Raw genomic sequence first — 15,459 nt, forward strand, 5'->3', positions numbered from 1 at the left:
GCTTTTCAGGCGAGCAGAATACAGAGTTTAGGCGCCTCGAATCAGATTGATATCGAGGAACAGCAAAATTTACACAAGTCTTACGCTGCGGCGAACAATTGTTCGTTGATCACTGCGTTGGCGTCGCTGATCGCCTTGCTGCGCACTTCATCGCCATAGCCCAGGCCGTGAGCGCGGACGATTTCGATGTCGGTGATGCCGAGGAAGCCCAGCAGTACTTTCAGGTAGTCTTCGTGAGCCACACCGGTAGGCTGGCCAACGTGCAGGCCGCCGGAGGTCGACACGATGATGACTTTCTTGCCACCGGCCAGGCCTTCAGGACCGTTTTCGGTGTAGCGGAATGTCTGGCCGGCGACGGCGATACGGTCGATCCAGGCCTTGAGTTGGGTCGGGATGGTGAAGTTGTACATCGGCGCAGCCAGGACGATGGCGTCGGCCGCGAGGAATTCGGCGAGGGTGTTGGCGCTCAGCTCGGCTTCATGTTTCTGTACGGCATCACGCAGCTCGGCAGCGGTGCCCAGTGCACCCAGGGTCACGCCGGAAAAGTGGTTGATGCCTTCGCTGGCCAGGTCACGGTAGGTCACTTCAACGCCTGGCTCGGCCGCCTGCCAGGTCTTGACGACACCTGCGCTCAACTGACGGGAAACCGAGTTGTCGCCGAGGATGCTGGAATCGATATGCAACAGTTTCATGGTTAATCTCCAAGTAAGCATCGCCAAGGGCGACGGAATGGAAATAAGCCTACAGATGAAACCAATCAGCGATTAGTCAGGCAATATGCGATTATTCGTCCCACTGACAGGACAATAGGCCGACCATGCAAGATCTGAATGACCTCTACTACTTCGCCAAGGTGGTGGAAGCCGGCGGTTTCGCCGCTGCCGGGCGACTGCTGGGGATTCCCAAGTCGCGGCTGTCGCGGCGCATTGCCGAGCTGGAAGAACGCCTCGGCGCCCGCTTGCTGCAACGTACCACCCGCCAACTGACCCTCACCGCCGTGGGTGAACGCTACCTGCGCCACTGCCAGGCAATGCTGCTGGAGGCGGAAATGGCCGATGAGGCAGTGGCCAGCATGTCCAGCGAACCCCGCGGTCGGCTGCGGGTCAGCAGCCCCGTGGGCCTGGCTCACCAATTCCTGCAGACCGTGGTGGCGGAGTTTCTCACCGCCAACCCGCTGGTGCAGTTGGAGATGAACCTGGTCAACCGCCGCGTCGACCTGGTGGCCGAAGGCATTGATGTGGCCTTGCGCGTGCGCGAGCTTGGGGATGAAGACCCGCTGCTGGTGACCAAGCGCCTGCGCCAGGCCCAGACCGCGATTGTCGCCAGCCCCGACTTTGTGCGTGAGCGGCAGATCGACACCCTGGAAGACCTCAAGCAACTGCCGGTGCTGGGCGCCCTGGAAGCAGACCGCATGGTGCACTTCCGCATGCTCAGCCCGGAAGGCAGCAGCCACGACCTGGTGATGGAAGCGCGGCTGGGGATCGATGATTTCCTGGTACGCAAGGCCTGCGCCCTCGCCGGCCTGGGGTTTACCGTGCTGCCGATGATGTATTGCGAGGAGGAATTGGCCAACGGCCAATTGGTGCAGCTCTTGCCGCAATGGTCATTGCCGGGTGGCTGGTTGCAGGCGGTGTACCCACATCGGCGCGGTGTGTTGCCGGCCGTGCGGGCCTGGATCGACCACCTGGATAACGCCTTCAAAGGTTGCGGAGACCGTTTGCTATGAGAATGACCGAAGAACAAGTCGCCACGTTTTGCCTGGGCTTGCCCGGCGCGCGGGAAGATTACAAATGGGGCGGCGTACGGGTGTTTTCGATTGCCGGCAACAAGATGTTTGCCTTGCAGAACCTGCGGGGCGACTCGCTGGCCTTCAAGGTCGACAAGGAGCTGTTCCTGGGCCATGTGGATCGCCCCGGCATCCACCCGGCGCCGTACCTGGCGCGGGCGCAGTGGATCATCATGGAAACGCCCTACCCGCTGGGCGCCGAGTAACTGCGTGGCCTGTTGCAGCGTTCCCACCAGTTGGTGGTGAGCAAGCTGCCCAAGCGCACGCAGGTCGGCTTGTTGCTAGAAGATCGAGAGTAGCGTGCCACCCAGGAACAGCTGATCAATCCAGAACACCTGGTGCAGCAACACGATCAGCCAGAACACCACCTGATAAGACACCTTGCGCGTCTTGTGGCGGAACACCTGCTGGGCAATCAACGCCCCCGGCCAACCGCCTGCCAGCTCCACCGCGTGCAGGACGTTTTCCGGGGTGCGCCAGCTGTCTTCGCGAGCCTTGCGCTTGTCGCTCCAGTACAGCAGGAACGCCACCACGCTGACCACGCCATAGGCCACCAGCGGGATCAGCGAAACCCCGCGGTACCCCAGCAGCGCCGCACCAAACAGCGGCGCGGCGCACAACAGTGCAAACACCAACGCCTTGAAGCGCGGATGCTGGATGATCATGGCTTGACGGCCGACCAGTCGATCCAGCCGAACTGCCAGGTGGCCAGGATCACCAGGCCGAAGGCGATCCGGTACCAGGCGAACGCCGCGTAGCTGTGGCTGGCGATGAACTTGAGCAGCGCCTTGACCGCGATCATCGCGAAGATGAACGAGGTGACAAAGCCGATGGCAAACACCGGCAGGTCATCCGGCTGGAACAGGTGACGGTATTTGTAGCCCGAATACACCGCTGCGCCGACCATGGTCGGCATCGCCAGGAAGAACGAGAACTCGGTGGCGGTCTTGCGTGACAGGCCGAACAACAGGCCGCCAATGATGGTAGCGCCCGAGCGCGAGGTGCCCGGGATCATCGCCAGGCACTGGGCAAAGCCGACTTTGATCGCGTCCTTCCAGGTGATGTCGTCGACGGTTTCGGCGTGCACTTCATGCTGGCGGCGCTCGGCCCACAACATGATGACGCCGCCCACCACCAACGCCGCCGCAACGGTGATCGGGTTGAACAGGTAGTGTTTGATCAGGTCGGCGAAAATCACCCCCAGCACCACCGCCGGCAATACGGCAATGATCAGGTTGACGGTGAAACGCTGGGCATTGCGCTGGGTCGGCAAGCCAATGACCACGTCGAGGATCTTGCGTCGAAACTCCCACACCACCGCCAGGATCGCGCCCAGCTGGATGATGATATTGAACGCTTCAAAGCGTTCGCCACCGAAGTTGATCAAGTCGGCCACGATAATCTGGTGCCCGGTACTGGAGATCGGCAAAAACTCCGTCAGCCCCTCTACAACGCCGAGTATCAGTGCCTGTACGGCGGTCCAAAGATCCATCGATTCCCCCAAAGGTCATGCCCACGGCATGCCTCGTTGATATTTTTTAGACGTTCACTAACGAAGAGTGCGCTGCAAGCACAGCGCAAATAATCAAGGCCGAACTGCGAAAATTCCGTGAAAAATCAGGCAGGACTCAGGTTTTTTGATTCTGGGCCGAAAGCCTATCAGACAAGCCGGAAATGTCGATGCAGCACCCAAAATTATAAGAACACGGAGTGACAGGACCATGAACAGTTTGCGCAATATGTCTATCAGCCGGCGCCTCTGGCTGATCCTGATCGTCGCCGTGCTGATGCTGCTAACCCTCGGCCTGCTTATGCTCAAGCAGATTCATGGCGACCTGTACCAGGCCAAGAGTGAGCAGACCCAGCGCGTGGTGCAAACCGCCAGCGGGATCCTGACTTATTATCACAGCCTCGAAACCAGCGGCGTCCTGAGCCGTGAAGCGGCGCAGACGCAAGCCTTGAGCGCGGTACGTGGCCTGCGTTACGGAAAGGACGACTACTTCTGGATCAACGACCTCACCCCCGTGATGATCATGCACGCGGCCAACCCCAAGCTCGACGGCCAGAACCTGTCGGCCATCCGTGATCCGGACGGCTTTGCGGTGTTCAACGAGTTCGTGATCCTGGCCAAGGCCAAGGGCGCGGGGATGGTGAATTACCGCTGGCCCAAGCCCGGCGCCGATGCGCCGGTGGCCAAGACCTCCTATATACAGCTGTTTGAACCCTGGGGCTGGATCATCGGTTCCGGCGTGTATGTCGATGACGTGCAAGGCGAGTTCCGCGGCCAGGTGTGGAAAGCCTCGGTGGTTGGCCTGGTGATCGCGCTGATCATGGCCCTGCTGGTGGTGCTGATCGCCCGCAGCATCGTGCGCCCGTTGCAGCAGGCAGTGAATGCGATGGCCAATATCGCCAGTGGCGAAAGCGACCTGACCCGCACCCTAGACACCCATGGCCAGGATGAAGTCACTCAATTGTCGCGGCACTTCAACAGCTTTACCGCCAAGCTGCGGCAGGTAGTGGGCCAGTTGCAGACCTGCGCCAACGCCTTGGGCCAGTCGTCCACCGAGCTGGGCAGCAACGCCAGCGATGCCCATGCCCGCAGCCAGCAGCAATCGCAGCAGATGGAACTGGTGGCGACGGCGATCAATGAAGTCACCTATGGCGTACAGGACGTGGCCAAAAATGCCGAGCATGCCGCCAGCGAAATGCGCGATGCCCAGGTGCAGGCCGAACAGGGCCAGCTCAATATCGACGGCAGCCTGCAACGGATCGACCAGCTCTCCGGCACCATCAGCCAGGCCGTGGAGGTGATCCGGACGCTGTCGACTGAAAGCACGCAGATTGGCGGCGTGCTGGAAGTGATCCGCTCGATTGCCGACCAGACCAACTTGCTGGCCCTCAACGCCGCCATCGAAGCGGCCCGCGCCGGGGAGCAAGGCCGTGGTTTTGCGGTGGTGGCCGACGAAGTACGGCTGCTGGCCCAGCGCACGCAAAAATCCACGGCAGAGATCCAGGCGATGATCGAGCGCCTGCAAGGCCATTCGGAGGCAGCGGTCAAGGTCATCAGTGACAGCCACCAGGCCTCGCAACTGACCATCGAACAAGCAGGCCAGGCGGGCGCGAGCCTGACTGCCATCGGCCAGGCGCTGCGTAATCTCAACGGGCTGAACGCCTCGATTGCCAGTGCCACGTTGCAGCAGGCGCATGTGGTGGAAGACATCAACCAGAACGTCACCCAGGCAGCCGGTTTGTCCCACAGCACGGCACTGGCGGCGCAGCAGTCCAGCGTCGCGAGTGCGCACTTGAAAGGCCTGAGCGAACAACTCGACAGCCTTCTGCGCCAATTCAAGGTCTGACGCCGATGATCGTTCCCACGCTCTGCGTGGGAACGCATCCTGTGACGCTCTGCGTCACCGTTGCGCAGAGCCGGGACGCGGAGCGTCCGGAACTGCATTCCCACGCAGAGCGTGGGAACGATCTATCGTCGCACCGCCGCTCCCACATTGGTTACAATCAGCGCCCTCTTCGACTCCCCCAAGGAACCGCCATGTCCGGGCTTGAACTGTTTGCCGCCGCCCTGGGGGTGATCGCTGTCTGGTTGACGGTTAAACAGAACCCGTGGTGCTGGCCCATCGGCCTGGTGATGGTGCTGCTGTACACCTGGATCTTCTTCGATGTGAAGCTCTACTCCGACATGCTCCTGCAAGTGATCTACGCCGCCCTGCAACTCTACGGCTGGTGGCAGTGGACCCGCGCCGGTGAGGTCAAGCAAGGCCGGCAAGTCACCAGCCTGGGCCTGCAACCGATCCTGCAAGGCCTGGCTGTGGGTGCTGTGGGCAGCCTGTTGCTGGGCGCAGCCATGGCCCACTGGACCGACGCCGCCCAACCCTGGCTGGACGCGGCCCTGACCGGCTTCAGCCTGGTGGCGCAGATGTGGATGGCGCAAAAACGCGTGCAGTGCTGGCCGTTGTGGATCACCGTGGATGTGATCTTCGTCGGGCTGTTCCTCTACAAAGGCCTGTACCTCACCGCCGCGCTCTACGCCTTGTTCACCGTGATCGCGGTGCAGGGCTGGCGTGAATGGCGCGCCGACCCGGCGTTGCACGCATGAAGGTGGTGGTACTGGCCGGCCCGGAATCCAGCGGTAAAAGCTGGCTGGCCGCCCAGTTGCAGGCACATTTTGGCGGGGTGATGGTGGGCGAATACGTGCGCGATTTCATCGACCACCACCAGCGCGATACCACCCTGGCGGATATCCCGGAGATCGCCCGGGGCCAGTTGGCCTGGGAAGATACCGCCCGCGCCGCGCAGCCGGCATTGCTGATCCTCGACACCAACCTGCTGACCAACAAGCTGTGGAGCCAGACCCTGTTTGGCGACTACCCGGCGTGGCTCGACAGCGAACTGCTCGCCCGCCACTACGACCTGCACCTGCTGCTGTCGCCGGAAGACGTGGAGTGGACCGCCGATGGCCAGCGCTGCCAGCCGGAGTTTGCCGATCGCCTGGCGTTTTTCCAGGCCAGTCGTGACTGGCTGGAGCAACATCATCTACCGCTACGGGTCATCCGTGGGGATTGGCAAGCACGCCAGGACCAGGCCTTTTCAGCTGTGGAACAACTGCTGGATTGACCGGCGGGGACGATTTTCATGCACCGCTCGTTACGCATGGCCCACTTTCAACGCTCTGGCGCGCAGGGCTGAAGACCGGTTATCGGGTCAACGCAGTCCTCTACCCGGGGCACAGGTCAATCCTTAAAAGGAGATTGGCCTATGAACATGCGCATCGTTGCCCGCTTGATCAACTTGCCCGAAGACCGTGGCGTTCGTGTTGAAACCGCCGCCCATCACATCCTGCTGGTGCGTTCGGGTAGCGAGGTTCGTGCCTATCAGGCGGATTGCCCCCACGCCGGGGCGCCCCTGGAGCAAGGCGTGGTCTGTGACGGGAGGATCATTTGCCCGTGGCACAAGGCGGCCTTCCGGGTGGATGACGGCCAGGTCTGCGAGCCGCCCGCGCTGGTGCAGCTCAAGCAGTACCCGGTGGAGATTCACGACGGCGTGGTCACTGTGGGCGACGAGGCACTGCCCTCGCCCGTTGCCCCGCACACCAACGATTCGCGCTGCTTTATCGTGATTGGCGCCGGTGCAGCCGGTTCGGCGGCCGTGGCCACGCTGCGCCGCAAGGGTTTCAGCGGCCGGTTGTTGTGGATCGACCAGGAACAGGACCCCGCCTACGACCGCACCGCCCTGAGCAAATTCGTCATCTGCGGCGAGATGCCGCCGCAGGAAACACCGCCCTTGCTGGACGAGGCCACCTGCCACGCGTCGCGGATCCACGGCGAAGTGCGCCATCTCGACCCTCAAGCCAAGCGCCTCGAGCTTGCGGACGGTCGCCATTTCGACTACGACGCCGCACTGCTGGCCACCGGCGGCGAAGCCAGGCCGCTGGATGTTCCGGGCACCGTACTCAACAACGTGTTCGTGTTGCGCTCCCGGGACGATGCGGCGCGTATCGTCAAGGCGGCTCAACCGGGCACATGTGCAGTGATCATCGGCGACAGTTTTATCGGCCTGGAAGCCGCGTCCGCCTTACGCAAGCGCGGGTTGACGGTGCAGGTGGTGGGCCGTCACGAGATTCCGCTGGCGGCCCAACTGGGCAAGCGCATCGGTGCCTCACTGCGCCAATTGCATGAAGCCAACGGCGTGATATTCCACACCGCCAGCGAGCCTGCACGCCTGGAAGGCCACATGGACGTGACGACGGTGGTGCTGAAAAACGGCCACAGATTGGCCGCAGACCTGGTACTGATAGGCGTCGGCGTCACGCCTGCCACGGGGTTTGTCGAGGGGCTGGAAAAAGCCGAGGACCAGTCGCTCAAAGCCGATGCCGGTTTGTCTGTCGCGCCCGGACTATGGGCGGCGGGCGATATGGTGACCTTTCCATGGAACGGCCAACCCGTGCGCATCGAACACTGGCGTGTGGCGCAGCAACTCGGGGTGCTGGCGGCGCGCAATATGCTGGGCGCACAACAGGTGTTTGCCGATGTGCCGTTCTTCTGGACGTATCACTTCGGCAAGACCTTTGAACTGCTGGGCCACCCCCGCCACTGGAATCAGCTCCACGTGGAAGGCGACCTGCAGCGCCACGACTTCATCGCCCTGCTCTGCCAGGGCGACGAAGTGGAAGCGGTAGTTGCCTGTGAACATCAGCGGGCCATGGCGCTGCTCTCGCAACGCCTGAAGCACCCGCTGAAGAAGGCCGAGGTGCTGGAGCTGATCCGCGGGCTTTAGTAGCCCAGGGACAACCCGGTATTGCGCCGAGGGTCGTTGGCCCCATAGAAACGGTTATTGCCGACCGGCTTGCCGTCCAGGGACGGCGCGCCTACCAGGATCGCCGCCAGGTGGTTGGCGTCCTGCGGGCCGGCAAACTTGTGGCCCCAGCCTTCGAGGATTTTCTGGGTGTCGGGGCTCAGGGCAAAGCGCTCGATATTGGTCGCCTCAGGCAGCCATTGCTGGTGGAAACGCGGGGCGTCCACGGCTTCCTGGATGTTCATCTTGTAGTCGATCACATTGAGGATAGTCAGCAAGGTGGCCGTGATGATACGGCTGCCACCCGGCGTACCCACCACCATCACCGCCTTGCCATCCTTGGTGACGATGGTCGGGCTCATGGACGACAGCGGCGTCTTGCCCGGAGCAATGGCGTTGGCTTCGCCCTGCACCAGGCCGTACATGTTCGGCACGCCGATCTTGGAGGTGAAGTCGTCCATTTCGTCGTTAAGGATCACCCCGGTCTTGCTCGCCATCACGCCCGCGCCGAACCAGTCGTTGAGGGTGTAGGTCACCGAGACCGCGTTGCCCCACTTGTCGACGATGGAGTAGTGGGTGGTGTTATTGCCTTCGTGGGGCGAAACGCCCGGCTTGATGTCCTGGGAGATCCCGGCTTTCTGCGGGTCGATGGCAGCGCGCAGTTTGGCGGCGTAATCCTTGTCCAGCAGGTGCTCGACCGGGTTCTGCACGAAGTCCGGGTCGCCGAGGTAGCTGTTGCGGTCGACGTACGCGTGGCGCATCGCTTCGATCTGGTAGTGCAGGCCCTGGGCCGAGTGATAGCCGAGGTCGGCCATCGGGTAGCCTTCGAGGATGTTCATGATTTCGCAGATGACCACCCCGCCCGAGCTCGGTGGTGGCGCGGACACCACGTGGTAGCCACGGTAGTCACACTCGATGGGCGCCAGTTCGCGGGTCTTGTATTTGTCCAGGTCGGCCTGGGTGATGATGCCTTTGCCCGATTGGCTGGAATCCACAATCGCCTTGGCTACCCAGCCTTTGTAGAAGCCATCGGTGCCCTTGGCGGAGATTTCCCGCAGGGTTTTCGCCAGGTCTTTCTGCACCAGCTTCTGGCCCACCAGCATCGGCTCGCCTCCGTGCAGGAAGATGCCGCGCAGGTCTTTGTCTTTCTTGAATTCGTCAGTAGCGGTGTGCAGCAGGTCGACATCGCCCTGCTCCAGGGCAAAACCGTCTTCGGCCAGCTTGATCGCCGGGGCGATGACCTGGGCGCGCTTGAGGGTGCCGTATTTGCTCAGCGCCAGTTCCATGCCCGACACAGTGCCGGGAACGCCGACCGCCAGGTGGCCCTTGGAGCTGAGGTCCGGGACCACGTTGCCGTCCTTGTCCAGGTACATGTCGGCGGTCGCGGCCAGCGGGGCTTTTTCGCGGAAGTCGAGGAAGGTCTTGCGGCCGTCGGCCAGTTGCACGGTCATGAACCCACCGCCGCCCAGGTTGCCGGCCGCCGGGTACACCACGGCCAGGGCGTAGCCCACCGCCACCGCCGCATCCACGGCGTTGCCGCCGGCCTTGAGCACATCCACGCCCACATGGGTCGCCAGATGCTGGGCGGTGACCACCATGCCATTTTCGCCAGCCACCGGGGCCTGGGAGGCCGCCTGCACGCCGCTGACAGTCAGCACCAGCGCGGTGGCAATCAAAGTTCGGGTAAACGGTTGGTATTTCATCCCTGGCTACTCTGTTTATTAGAAGAACTCGAAAGTAATACTTTTCCGATCCAAGCCCCAGCGTTATGCCGCGTTTGTGACAGAGCCTGTCGGTAACGGAATAATGCCCATGCTATATTCCGGGCCTTTACGCCGCGCAGCAGAGGCTTTTCGATGGTGATCAAGAAGACCGGTATCCGCGCCCAGCAAGCCGACCAGACCCGCGCGCGGATTCTCCAGGCGGCGGTCAAGGTCTTCACCCGCGACGGCTATTCCGGCGGGCGTGTGGAAAGCATCTCGCGGGAAGCCGACTCCAACGACCGCATGTTGTATTACTACTTCGGCAGCAAGGAGCACCTGTTTGTGTGTGTGCTGGAGCACACCTATGAACAGTTCAACAAGGCCGAAAGCAAGCTCAAGCTCGACCTGACTGCACCGGTGCAAGCGTTGCAGGCGCTGGTGGGGTTTATCTGGAATTACTACGTCAAGCATCCCGAGTTTGTGGCGATCCTGAGCATCGAGAACCTGCACCAGGGCAAGCATGCGAAGCAGTCGGGTGAACTGCGGCGGTTGTCCGGGGAGGCGGTTGGGGTGTTGCGGCCGATCATTGAGGCGGGCCAGGCCCAGGGGCTGTTTCGTGAAGATGTGGACATCAAGCATGTGTACTTGATGATTGCTTCGTTGTGCTACTTCTATAACTCCAACCAGCACACGCTGAGTTCGTTTTTGGGGGAGGATTTGGCGGATAAGACCCAGCAGCGGGATTGGCTGGGGTTTATCAGTGATCTGGTGTTGCGCGGGGTATGCGTGACACCGCCCATCCAACGGTAGAACCTGGATCTAAATGTGGGAGCGGGCTTGCTCGCGAATGCGGTGTATCAGTCAATATATTTGGCGACTGACGAACCGCTTTCGCGAGCAAGCCCGCTCCCACATTTTTTGACCGTGTGAATCAATGGGTACCGGGATTGGCTCGCAGGTGTGCCACGGTTTGCTCCAGGCCTTCCCACTGCGGTGCATGGGGTGCGAAGCGCCCGCGCAGGTAGGCGGCCAACTCCGCCACTTGGGTGTTCGACAGGCTGTCCTTGAACGCCGGCATGTAACCCAGATCCTTGGTCGCCGGAGTGCTGATCCCTTGCAAAATCACCTTGATCAGGTTGTCCGGTTGATCGCTGTGCACATTGGTATTGGTCGCCAGTGACGGGCTGACGCCGAACAGCTTCGGGCCCTGTCCGTCGGCATGGCAGGCCTTGCATGAACCTTCGAATACCCGTCGCCCATTGGCATTGGGCACCGTCGCAGCTGCCACCACCTGCGCTTCGGCGGCGCCGCTGTCGTTCAGCGAAGCCAGGTACACCGCCATCGCGCGGATGTCGGTCTTGGGCAGTTTCGCCAGTTCAGTCACGACCGGTCCCATCGGCCCCGTTGCCACGCCATGGGCATCGGAATAACCAGTGCTCAGGTAGCTGAACAATTGGTCTTCGGTCCACGGCGTCGGCGCCTTGGACAAGCCATTCAAGGCCGGCGCTTCCCAACCGTCCACCCTGCCGCCCGCGAGGAACGCCTTGCCGCCCTTCTCCGCCCCCATCAGGTTGCGCGGCGAATGGCACGCCGCGCAGTGCCCCAAACCGTTGACCAGGTAAGCGCCACGATTCCATTGCTCGCTGCGCTGGGGCTGCACGCTGATTTCCCCACGGCGCAGGAACAGCGCATTCCAGCCGGCCATCAACGGTCGGATATTGAATGGAAAACTCATCGCGTTCGGCACCGGTGCCTGGCTCACCGGCGCCTGGGACATCAGGTAGGCATACAGCGCCTGCATGTCGGCATCGTTGATATTGCGAAACGCCGTATAGGGAAACGCCGGGTACAGGTTGCGCCCGTCGCGGCCAATGCCGTCGCGCATCGCCCGCTCGAACGCCGGGTAGGACCAGTTGCCAATCCCGGTTTTCTCATCCGGGGTGATGTTGCTGCTGTAAAGGGTGCCGAACGGCGTATGCATCGCCAGCCCGCCGGCATTGGGGGCACCGCCCGGTGCCGTGTGGCACACCGCGCAATCCCCCACGGCGGCCAGCAAGCGCCCGCGCTCCAGCGTGGCCTTGGACCAGGTGCCTGCACTGGGCGGCGCAATCGGGGCAATTTCGCTGTGAAACGGCCACGCGGTAGCAGCCATGCCCAGCACCGCGCCAAAGGCGGCGAACAATGAGCCGAACAACCATTTGCGGCGCTTTTCCTGGGACTTCGCCGGCTCGCCCAGGGTGCCTGCATTCAGCGCCGCCAATACCCGCTCGGGGGTAATCGGCAGCTCGCGAAAACGGATGCCGGTGGCGTCATAGATCGCGTTGGCAATCGCCGCCGCGCTGGGCACCGAGGCCGACTCACCGGCGCCCATCGGGGGCTGGTCCTGGCGCGGCATCATCAGTACGTCGATCTGCGGCACTTCCGGGAAGGTCAGGATCGGATAACCGCCCCACTCCTTGCTCGCCACGGTCGACTCTTCAAAGGTCACGCGTTCCTTGAGCACACGGCTGGTGGACTGGATCACATTGCCGTGGATCTGATGCTGCACCCCTGCGGGGTTGATCATCATCCCCGAGTCATGCCCGATCACCACCCGCGTCACCGAGACATCGCCGGTCTGCTTGTCGATGGCCACGTCCGCGACCCACGCCGCCCACGCCGCGCCGAAGCCGGGAAACTTGCTGTGGATGTAGCGCGCGTAGGCAAAGCCCCGACCACGCAGCAGGTGGTCCTCATTCGCGGTTTGCATCGGCGCGGTGCGCGGTGCCCAGTTGGCGCGTTCGGCGGTGGATTTCACCAGGTCGATGGCGCGCTCGTCCTTCAGGTAACGCAGGCGGTACTCCACCGGATCAACCCCGGCGGCAAACGCCAGTTCGTCGATATAGGATTCATGGGCGAAGGTGTTGGGCAACGCCGACACACCGCGCATCCACGAGGCGCGAACGATCGGCGCCATGTCGTTGATGGTGACGCGCATGTTCGCGATGTCGTAGGGCGGGATCGAGGTGCGGTCGCCCATCTCGAACATCGCCGCCACCGGCTCGACCCGGCCGGTCAACAGCAGCGCCAGGGTGGGCGCGCCGTTGGACGGGTAGCTGGTTTCAAAGTCATAGGCGGCGATGCTGCCGTCGGCGTTCAGGCCGCCGTCGACATCCATCAATTGCGCGGTGCCCTTGGGCTCCCACAGGTGCTCCTGTTCGCGGGTCAGTTGCACCCGCACCGGCTTGCCCACCGCACGCGACAGCAGCAAGGCGTCGGCGCATACATCATCGGCGCAGTTGCGGCCGTAGCAGCCGGCGGCCTCCATGCGAATCACGTCGATGGACGCTTCCGGGCATTCCAGCAACCAGGCCAGGTCGGCCCGCAGCAGGTGCGGGTTCTGGCTGCCCGACCAGACGCGGCTGCCACCGGGCTGATAATCCGCCACGCCACAGGACGGGCCGATGGAGCCGTGCATCTGGTATGGCCACAGGTAGGTGCGCGGCATGCGCTGGCTGGCGGCGGCCAGGGCTGCGTCGACGTTGCCCTGGTCGAGCACGGTGCGGCGTACCCGCGGGTTGTCGCGGATTGCCTGCTCCACATCGCTCATGTCCGGCAGTGGGTGGTTCCAGGGTTTCCAGTGCACGTGCAGTTCGTGGGCGGCCTTGATTGCCTGCTCTTCGCGCAAGGCCACCACGCCGACAAAATCACGGATCACCACCACCGCAACAATGCCCGGGATATGGGCGATGGAAGACTCGTCGACCTTCAGCAGGCTGTTGCCGACAAAGTCACCGCAATCCAGGCCCGCATACGGTGGGCGGATCACCCGACCGTGGAGCATGTCCGGCACGCGCATGTCGTGCACGTACGTCAGTTCGCCGGTGGCCTTGCCCGGGATATCCACCCGGGCTGCGCCCTTGCCCACCAGGCGGTAATCAGCGGTGGCCTTGAGCGGTGCATCGCCGCTGATGCGCAGTTGGTCATGCTCGCCCGTCACCAGTTCGCCATAAGTGATGGTGCGCCCGTCTTCGCCGCGGATAACGCCTGCGTCGACCTTGAGACTTTGAGCATTTACGGACCAGCGTTGCGCCGCCCGCGCCAGCAGGAAACGCCGGGCTTCGGCGGCGGCATTGCGCAGCGGAATCGCGGAGATCTGCAAGGTTGCGCTGGCAATGGTCGCGCCCTGGTTCGGCGCACGCTCGGTGTCGCCCAGCACCATGCGCACCTGGTCCATGGTCAGGTCCAGTTCTTCAGCGACGATCTGCGCCAGGGAGGTGCGAATGCCGGTGCCCAGGTCCACGTGCCCGTTGAAGGCGTACACCAGCCCATCATCGTTCACTGCGATAAACAGCCCCAGCTCCTTGGGCTTGACCGTCGGTGTGCCGCCTTTGGCCACCGGCCCCGAAGGTGGCAGCACATCGTCGACGATCAGCAGGACGCCGGCCTTGGCCAGCCATTGGTCGCGGGAAGGGATTGCGTCAGTCATGGTCATCGATCCACGTTCAAGGCATTTGGCGGGCGGCACGCAGCACCGCGCGGAGGATTTCGATATGGGTGCCACAGCGGCAGAGGTTGCCCGACAGTTCGCTGCGCACCTCGGCTTCGCTGGGGTTGGGATTGCGGTCGAGCAAGGCCTTGGCGGTCATGATCATGCCGTTGAGGCAGTAGCCGCACTGGGCGGCCTGTTCATCGATGAAGGCCTGCTGCACCGGGTGCGGGGTCTGGCGGGTGCCGAGGCCTTCGAGGGTGACGATGTTGCGGCCCACGGCACCCGACAGGGGGAAGACGCAGGAGCGTGCAGCCACGCCGTCGATGATCACCGTGCAGGCGCCGCACTCCCCCAGGCCGCAGCCGTATTTGGGGCCGTTGAGTTGCAGGTCATTGCGCAGGATCAACAACAGCGGGGTGTCGGCCATTGCGCTGACCTCGCTGGTGTGGCCGTTGACCTCAAGCGTTACCGTGATGTTCTGGCTGGTCATTCGCTTCGCCCGTTGGATTTGGTGAAGTGTCCACTACATCAAACAGTCAAAAAAAAGCGTCGCGTACCTGGGGTCTCGCGACACACTTGACGGGTGAAGTGGTTACTACATCAACGTAGAGCAAAAACGGTGCCAGAAGATGGATGAATACCTGTGGCGAGGGAGCTTGCTCCCTTACCACAGGGGATCGGGGTCAGGTTTGGGGGTCTTCGATCATTTTGCGGAGCAGGAAGAGTACGGCGACGCGTTCGGCGGGGTTGAGGTTGCTCAGGGTCAGTTCGGTGATGGTGGCGGCGCAGGGCACGGTTTGCTGCACCAGGGCGGCGCCGGAGTCGGATAGGTTGACCACGACTTTGCGTTTGTCCTGCGGGTCGGGTTCGAGGGTGATCAGTTCGCGGGCCTTGAGGCGTTCGACGATGCCACGGATGGTCGCCTGGTCGACGGCGGTGGCCTTGACCAGTTCGGTGAGCGAACTTGCACCGTGATCGCGCAGGGCGCACAGGGTGACGAACTGCACGGCGGTGAGCTGGGAGTCGCCGACGTTCTGCTGGAAGATTGCCAGGTGACGCTGGTAGGCCTTGCGCAGCAGGTGGCCGACTTGCTCGGAGAAAACGTAGGAATCAGGCACGGCGGGCTCGGGAAGGCGGTGGTCGATGGGGTGGCATGATGGCGGGGTTGTGGAAATGACTCAAGGATCTCATTG

The 15,459-nt window shown here is 62.7% G+C and carries 13 protein-coding genes and 1 pseudogene; 7 read left to right on the plus strand and 7 right to left on the minus strand.

Translation table 11 applies throughout. The annotated features are described in order from the left end of the window. Window positions 1-80 precede the first annotated feature (80 nt). Window positions 81-692 (minus strand): FMN-dependent NADH-azoreductase, encoded by a 612-nt coding sequence (locus HX807_RS17305; RefSeq protein WP_003215366.1) that lies wholly within the window; start codon window positions 690-692, stop codon window positions 81-83. Window positions 693-817: 125 nt separating this feature from the next. On the opposite strand from HX807_RS17305, the gene HX807_RS17310 reads away from it, so the two are divergent. Together HX807_RS17310 and HX807_RS17315 are read left to right on the plus strand one after the other, a co-directional pair. Then, window positions 818-1,726 (plus strand): LysR substrate-binding domain-containing protein, encoded by a 909-nt coding sequence (locus HX807_RS17310; protein WP_003215364.1) that lies wholly within the window; start codon window positions 818-820, stop codon window positions 1,724-1,726. After that, window positions 1,723-2,085 (plus strand): annotated as a pseudogene (locus tag HX807_RS17315) (MmcQ/YjbR family DNA-binding protein). Before HX807_RS17310 ends, HX807_RS17315 begins: the two are co-directional and overlap by 4 nt. Here HX807_RS17315 and HX807_RS17320 read toward each other — a convergent pair. Together HX807_RS17320 and HX807_RS17325 are read right to left on the minus strand one after the other, a co-directional pair. Then, window positions 2,068-2,451: a DUF1294 domain-containing protein gene (locus HX807_RS17320; protein WP_003215359.1), complete on the minus strand. Its 384-nt coding sequence runs from the start codon at window positions 2,449-2,451 to the stop codon at window positions 2,068-2,070. The pseudogene HX807_RS17315 and the gene HX807_RS17320 sit on opposite strands and share 18 nt — an antisense overlap. Continuing rightward, the gene (locus HX807_RS17325; protein WP_003215357.1) at window positions 2,448-3,278 is read right to left on the minus strand and encodes an undecaprenyl-diphosphate phosphatase; all 831 of its coding nucleotides are present in this window, start codon (window positions 3,276-3,278) and stop codon (window positions 2,448-2,450) included. Before HX807_RS17325 ends, HX807_RS17320 begins: the two co-directional genes overlap by 4 nt. A 229-nt stretch (window positions 3,279-3,507) precedes the next feature. Between HX807_RS17325 and HX807_RS17330 the strand changes: the two genes are divergently transcribed. From HX807_RS17330 to HX807_RS17345, 4 genes are all read left to right on the plus strand, one after another. After that, entirely contained in the window at window positions 3,508-5,142 is a 1,635-nt protein-coding gene (locus tag HX807_RS17330) for a methyl-accepting chemotaxis protein (protein WP_177050552.1), read from the plus strand. A 191-nt stretch (window positions 5,143-5,333) separates the two neighbouring features. Beyond that, a complete protein-coding gene (pnuC, locus tag HX807_RS17335) occupies window positions 5,334-5,897 on the plus strand; it encodes a nicotinamide riboside transporter PnuC (RefSeq protein WP_003215352.1) in 564 nt (187 codons plus the stop codon). Continuing rightward, on the plus strand, window positions 5,894-6,415 hold the full coding sequence (locus HX807_RS17340) for an AAA family ATPase (protein ID WP_177050637.1): 522 nt from the start codon (window positions 5,894-5,896) through the stop codon (window positions 6,413-6,415). The genes pnuC and HX807_RS17340 overlap by 4 nt, the downstream gene beginning before the upstream one ends. Before the next feature lie 141 nt (window positions 6,416-6,556). Further along, a complete protein-coding gene (locus tag HX807_RS17345) occupies window positions 6,557-8,074 on the plus strand; it encodes an FAD-dependent oxidoreductase (RefSeq protein WP_177050554.1) in 1,518 nt (505 codons plus the stop codon). Here HX807_RS17345 and ggt read toward each other — a convergent pair. Beyond that, window positions 8,071-9,795 carry a gamma-glutamyltransferase gene (gene ggt / locus HX807_RS17350; RefSeq protein WP_003215346.1) on the minus strand — a complete coding sequence of 575 codons (1,725 nt, stop codon included), beginning with the start codon at window positions 9,793-9,795 and terminating at the stop codon, window positions 8,071-8,073. The genes HX807_RS17345 and ggt overlap by 4 nt on opposite strands. A gap of 153 nt (window positions 9,796-9,948) precedes the next feature. On the opposite strand from ggt, the gene HX807_RS17355 reads away from it, so the two are divergent. After that, entirely contained in the window at window positions 9,949-10,605 is a 657-nt protein-coding gene (locus HX807_RS17355) for a TetR/AcrR family transcriptional regulator (RefSeq protein WP_003215344.1), read from the plus strand. A gap of 121 nt (window positions 10,606-10,726) precedes the next feature. Here HX807_RS17355 and HX807_RS17360 read toward each other — a convergent pair whose 3' ends face one another. From HX807_RS17360 to HX807_RS17370, 3 genes are all read right to left on the minus strand, one after another. Continuing rightward, window positions 10,727-14,263 (minus strand): molybdopterin cofactor-binding domain-containing protein, encoded by a 3,537-nt coding sequence (locus tag HX807_RS17360; RefSeq protein ID WP_177050556.1) that lies wholly within the window; start codon window positions 14,261-14,263, stop codon window positions 10,727-10,729. 16 nt (window positions 14,264-14,279) lie between these two features. After that, window positions 14,280-14,756, minus strand: coding sequence for a (2Fe-2S)-binding protein (locus tag HX807_RS17365; RefSeq protein ID WP_087692683.1), 477 nt, complete (start codon window positions 14,754-14,756; stop codon window positions 14,280-14,282). Window positions 14,757-14,949: 193 nt separating this feature from the next. Further along, window positions 14,950-15,384 (minus strand): MarR family winged helix-turn-helix transcriptional regulator, encoded by a 435-nt coding sequence (locus HX807_RS17370; RefSeq protein ID WP_003215338.1) that lies wholly within the window; start codon window positions 15,382-15,384, stop codon window positions 14,950-14,952. Window positions 15,385-15,459: the final 75 nt, after the last annotated feature.

This window comes from Pseudomonas sp. D8002 (genome assembly GCF_013385695.1).
In the GTDB taxonomy this organism is placed as follows: Bacteria; Pseudomonadota; Gammaproteobacteria; order Pseudomonadales; family Pseudomonadaceae; genus Aquipseudomonas.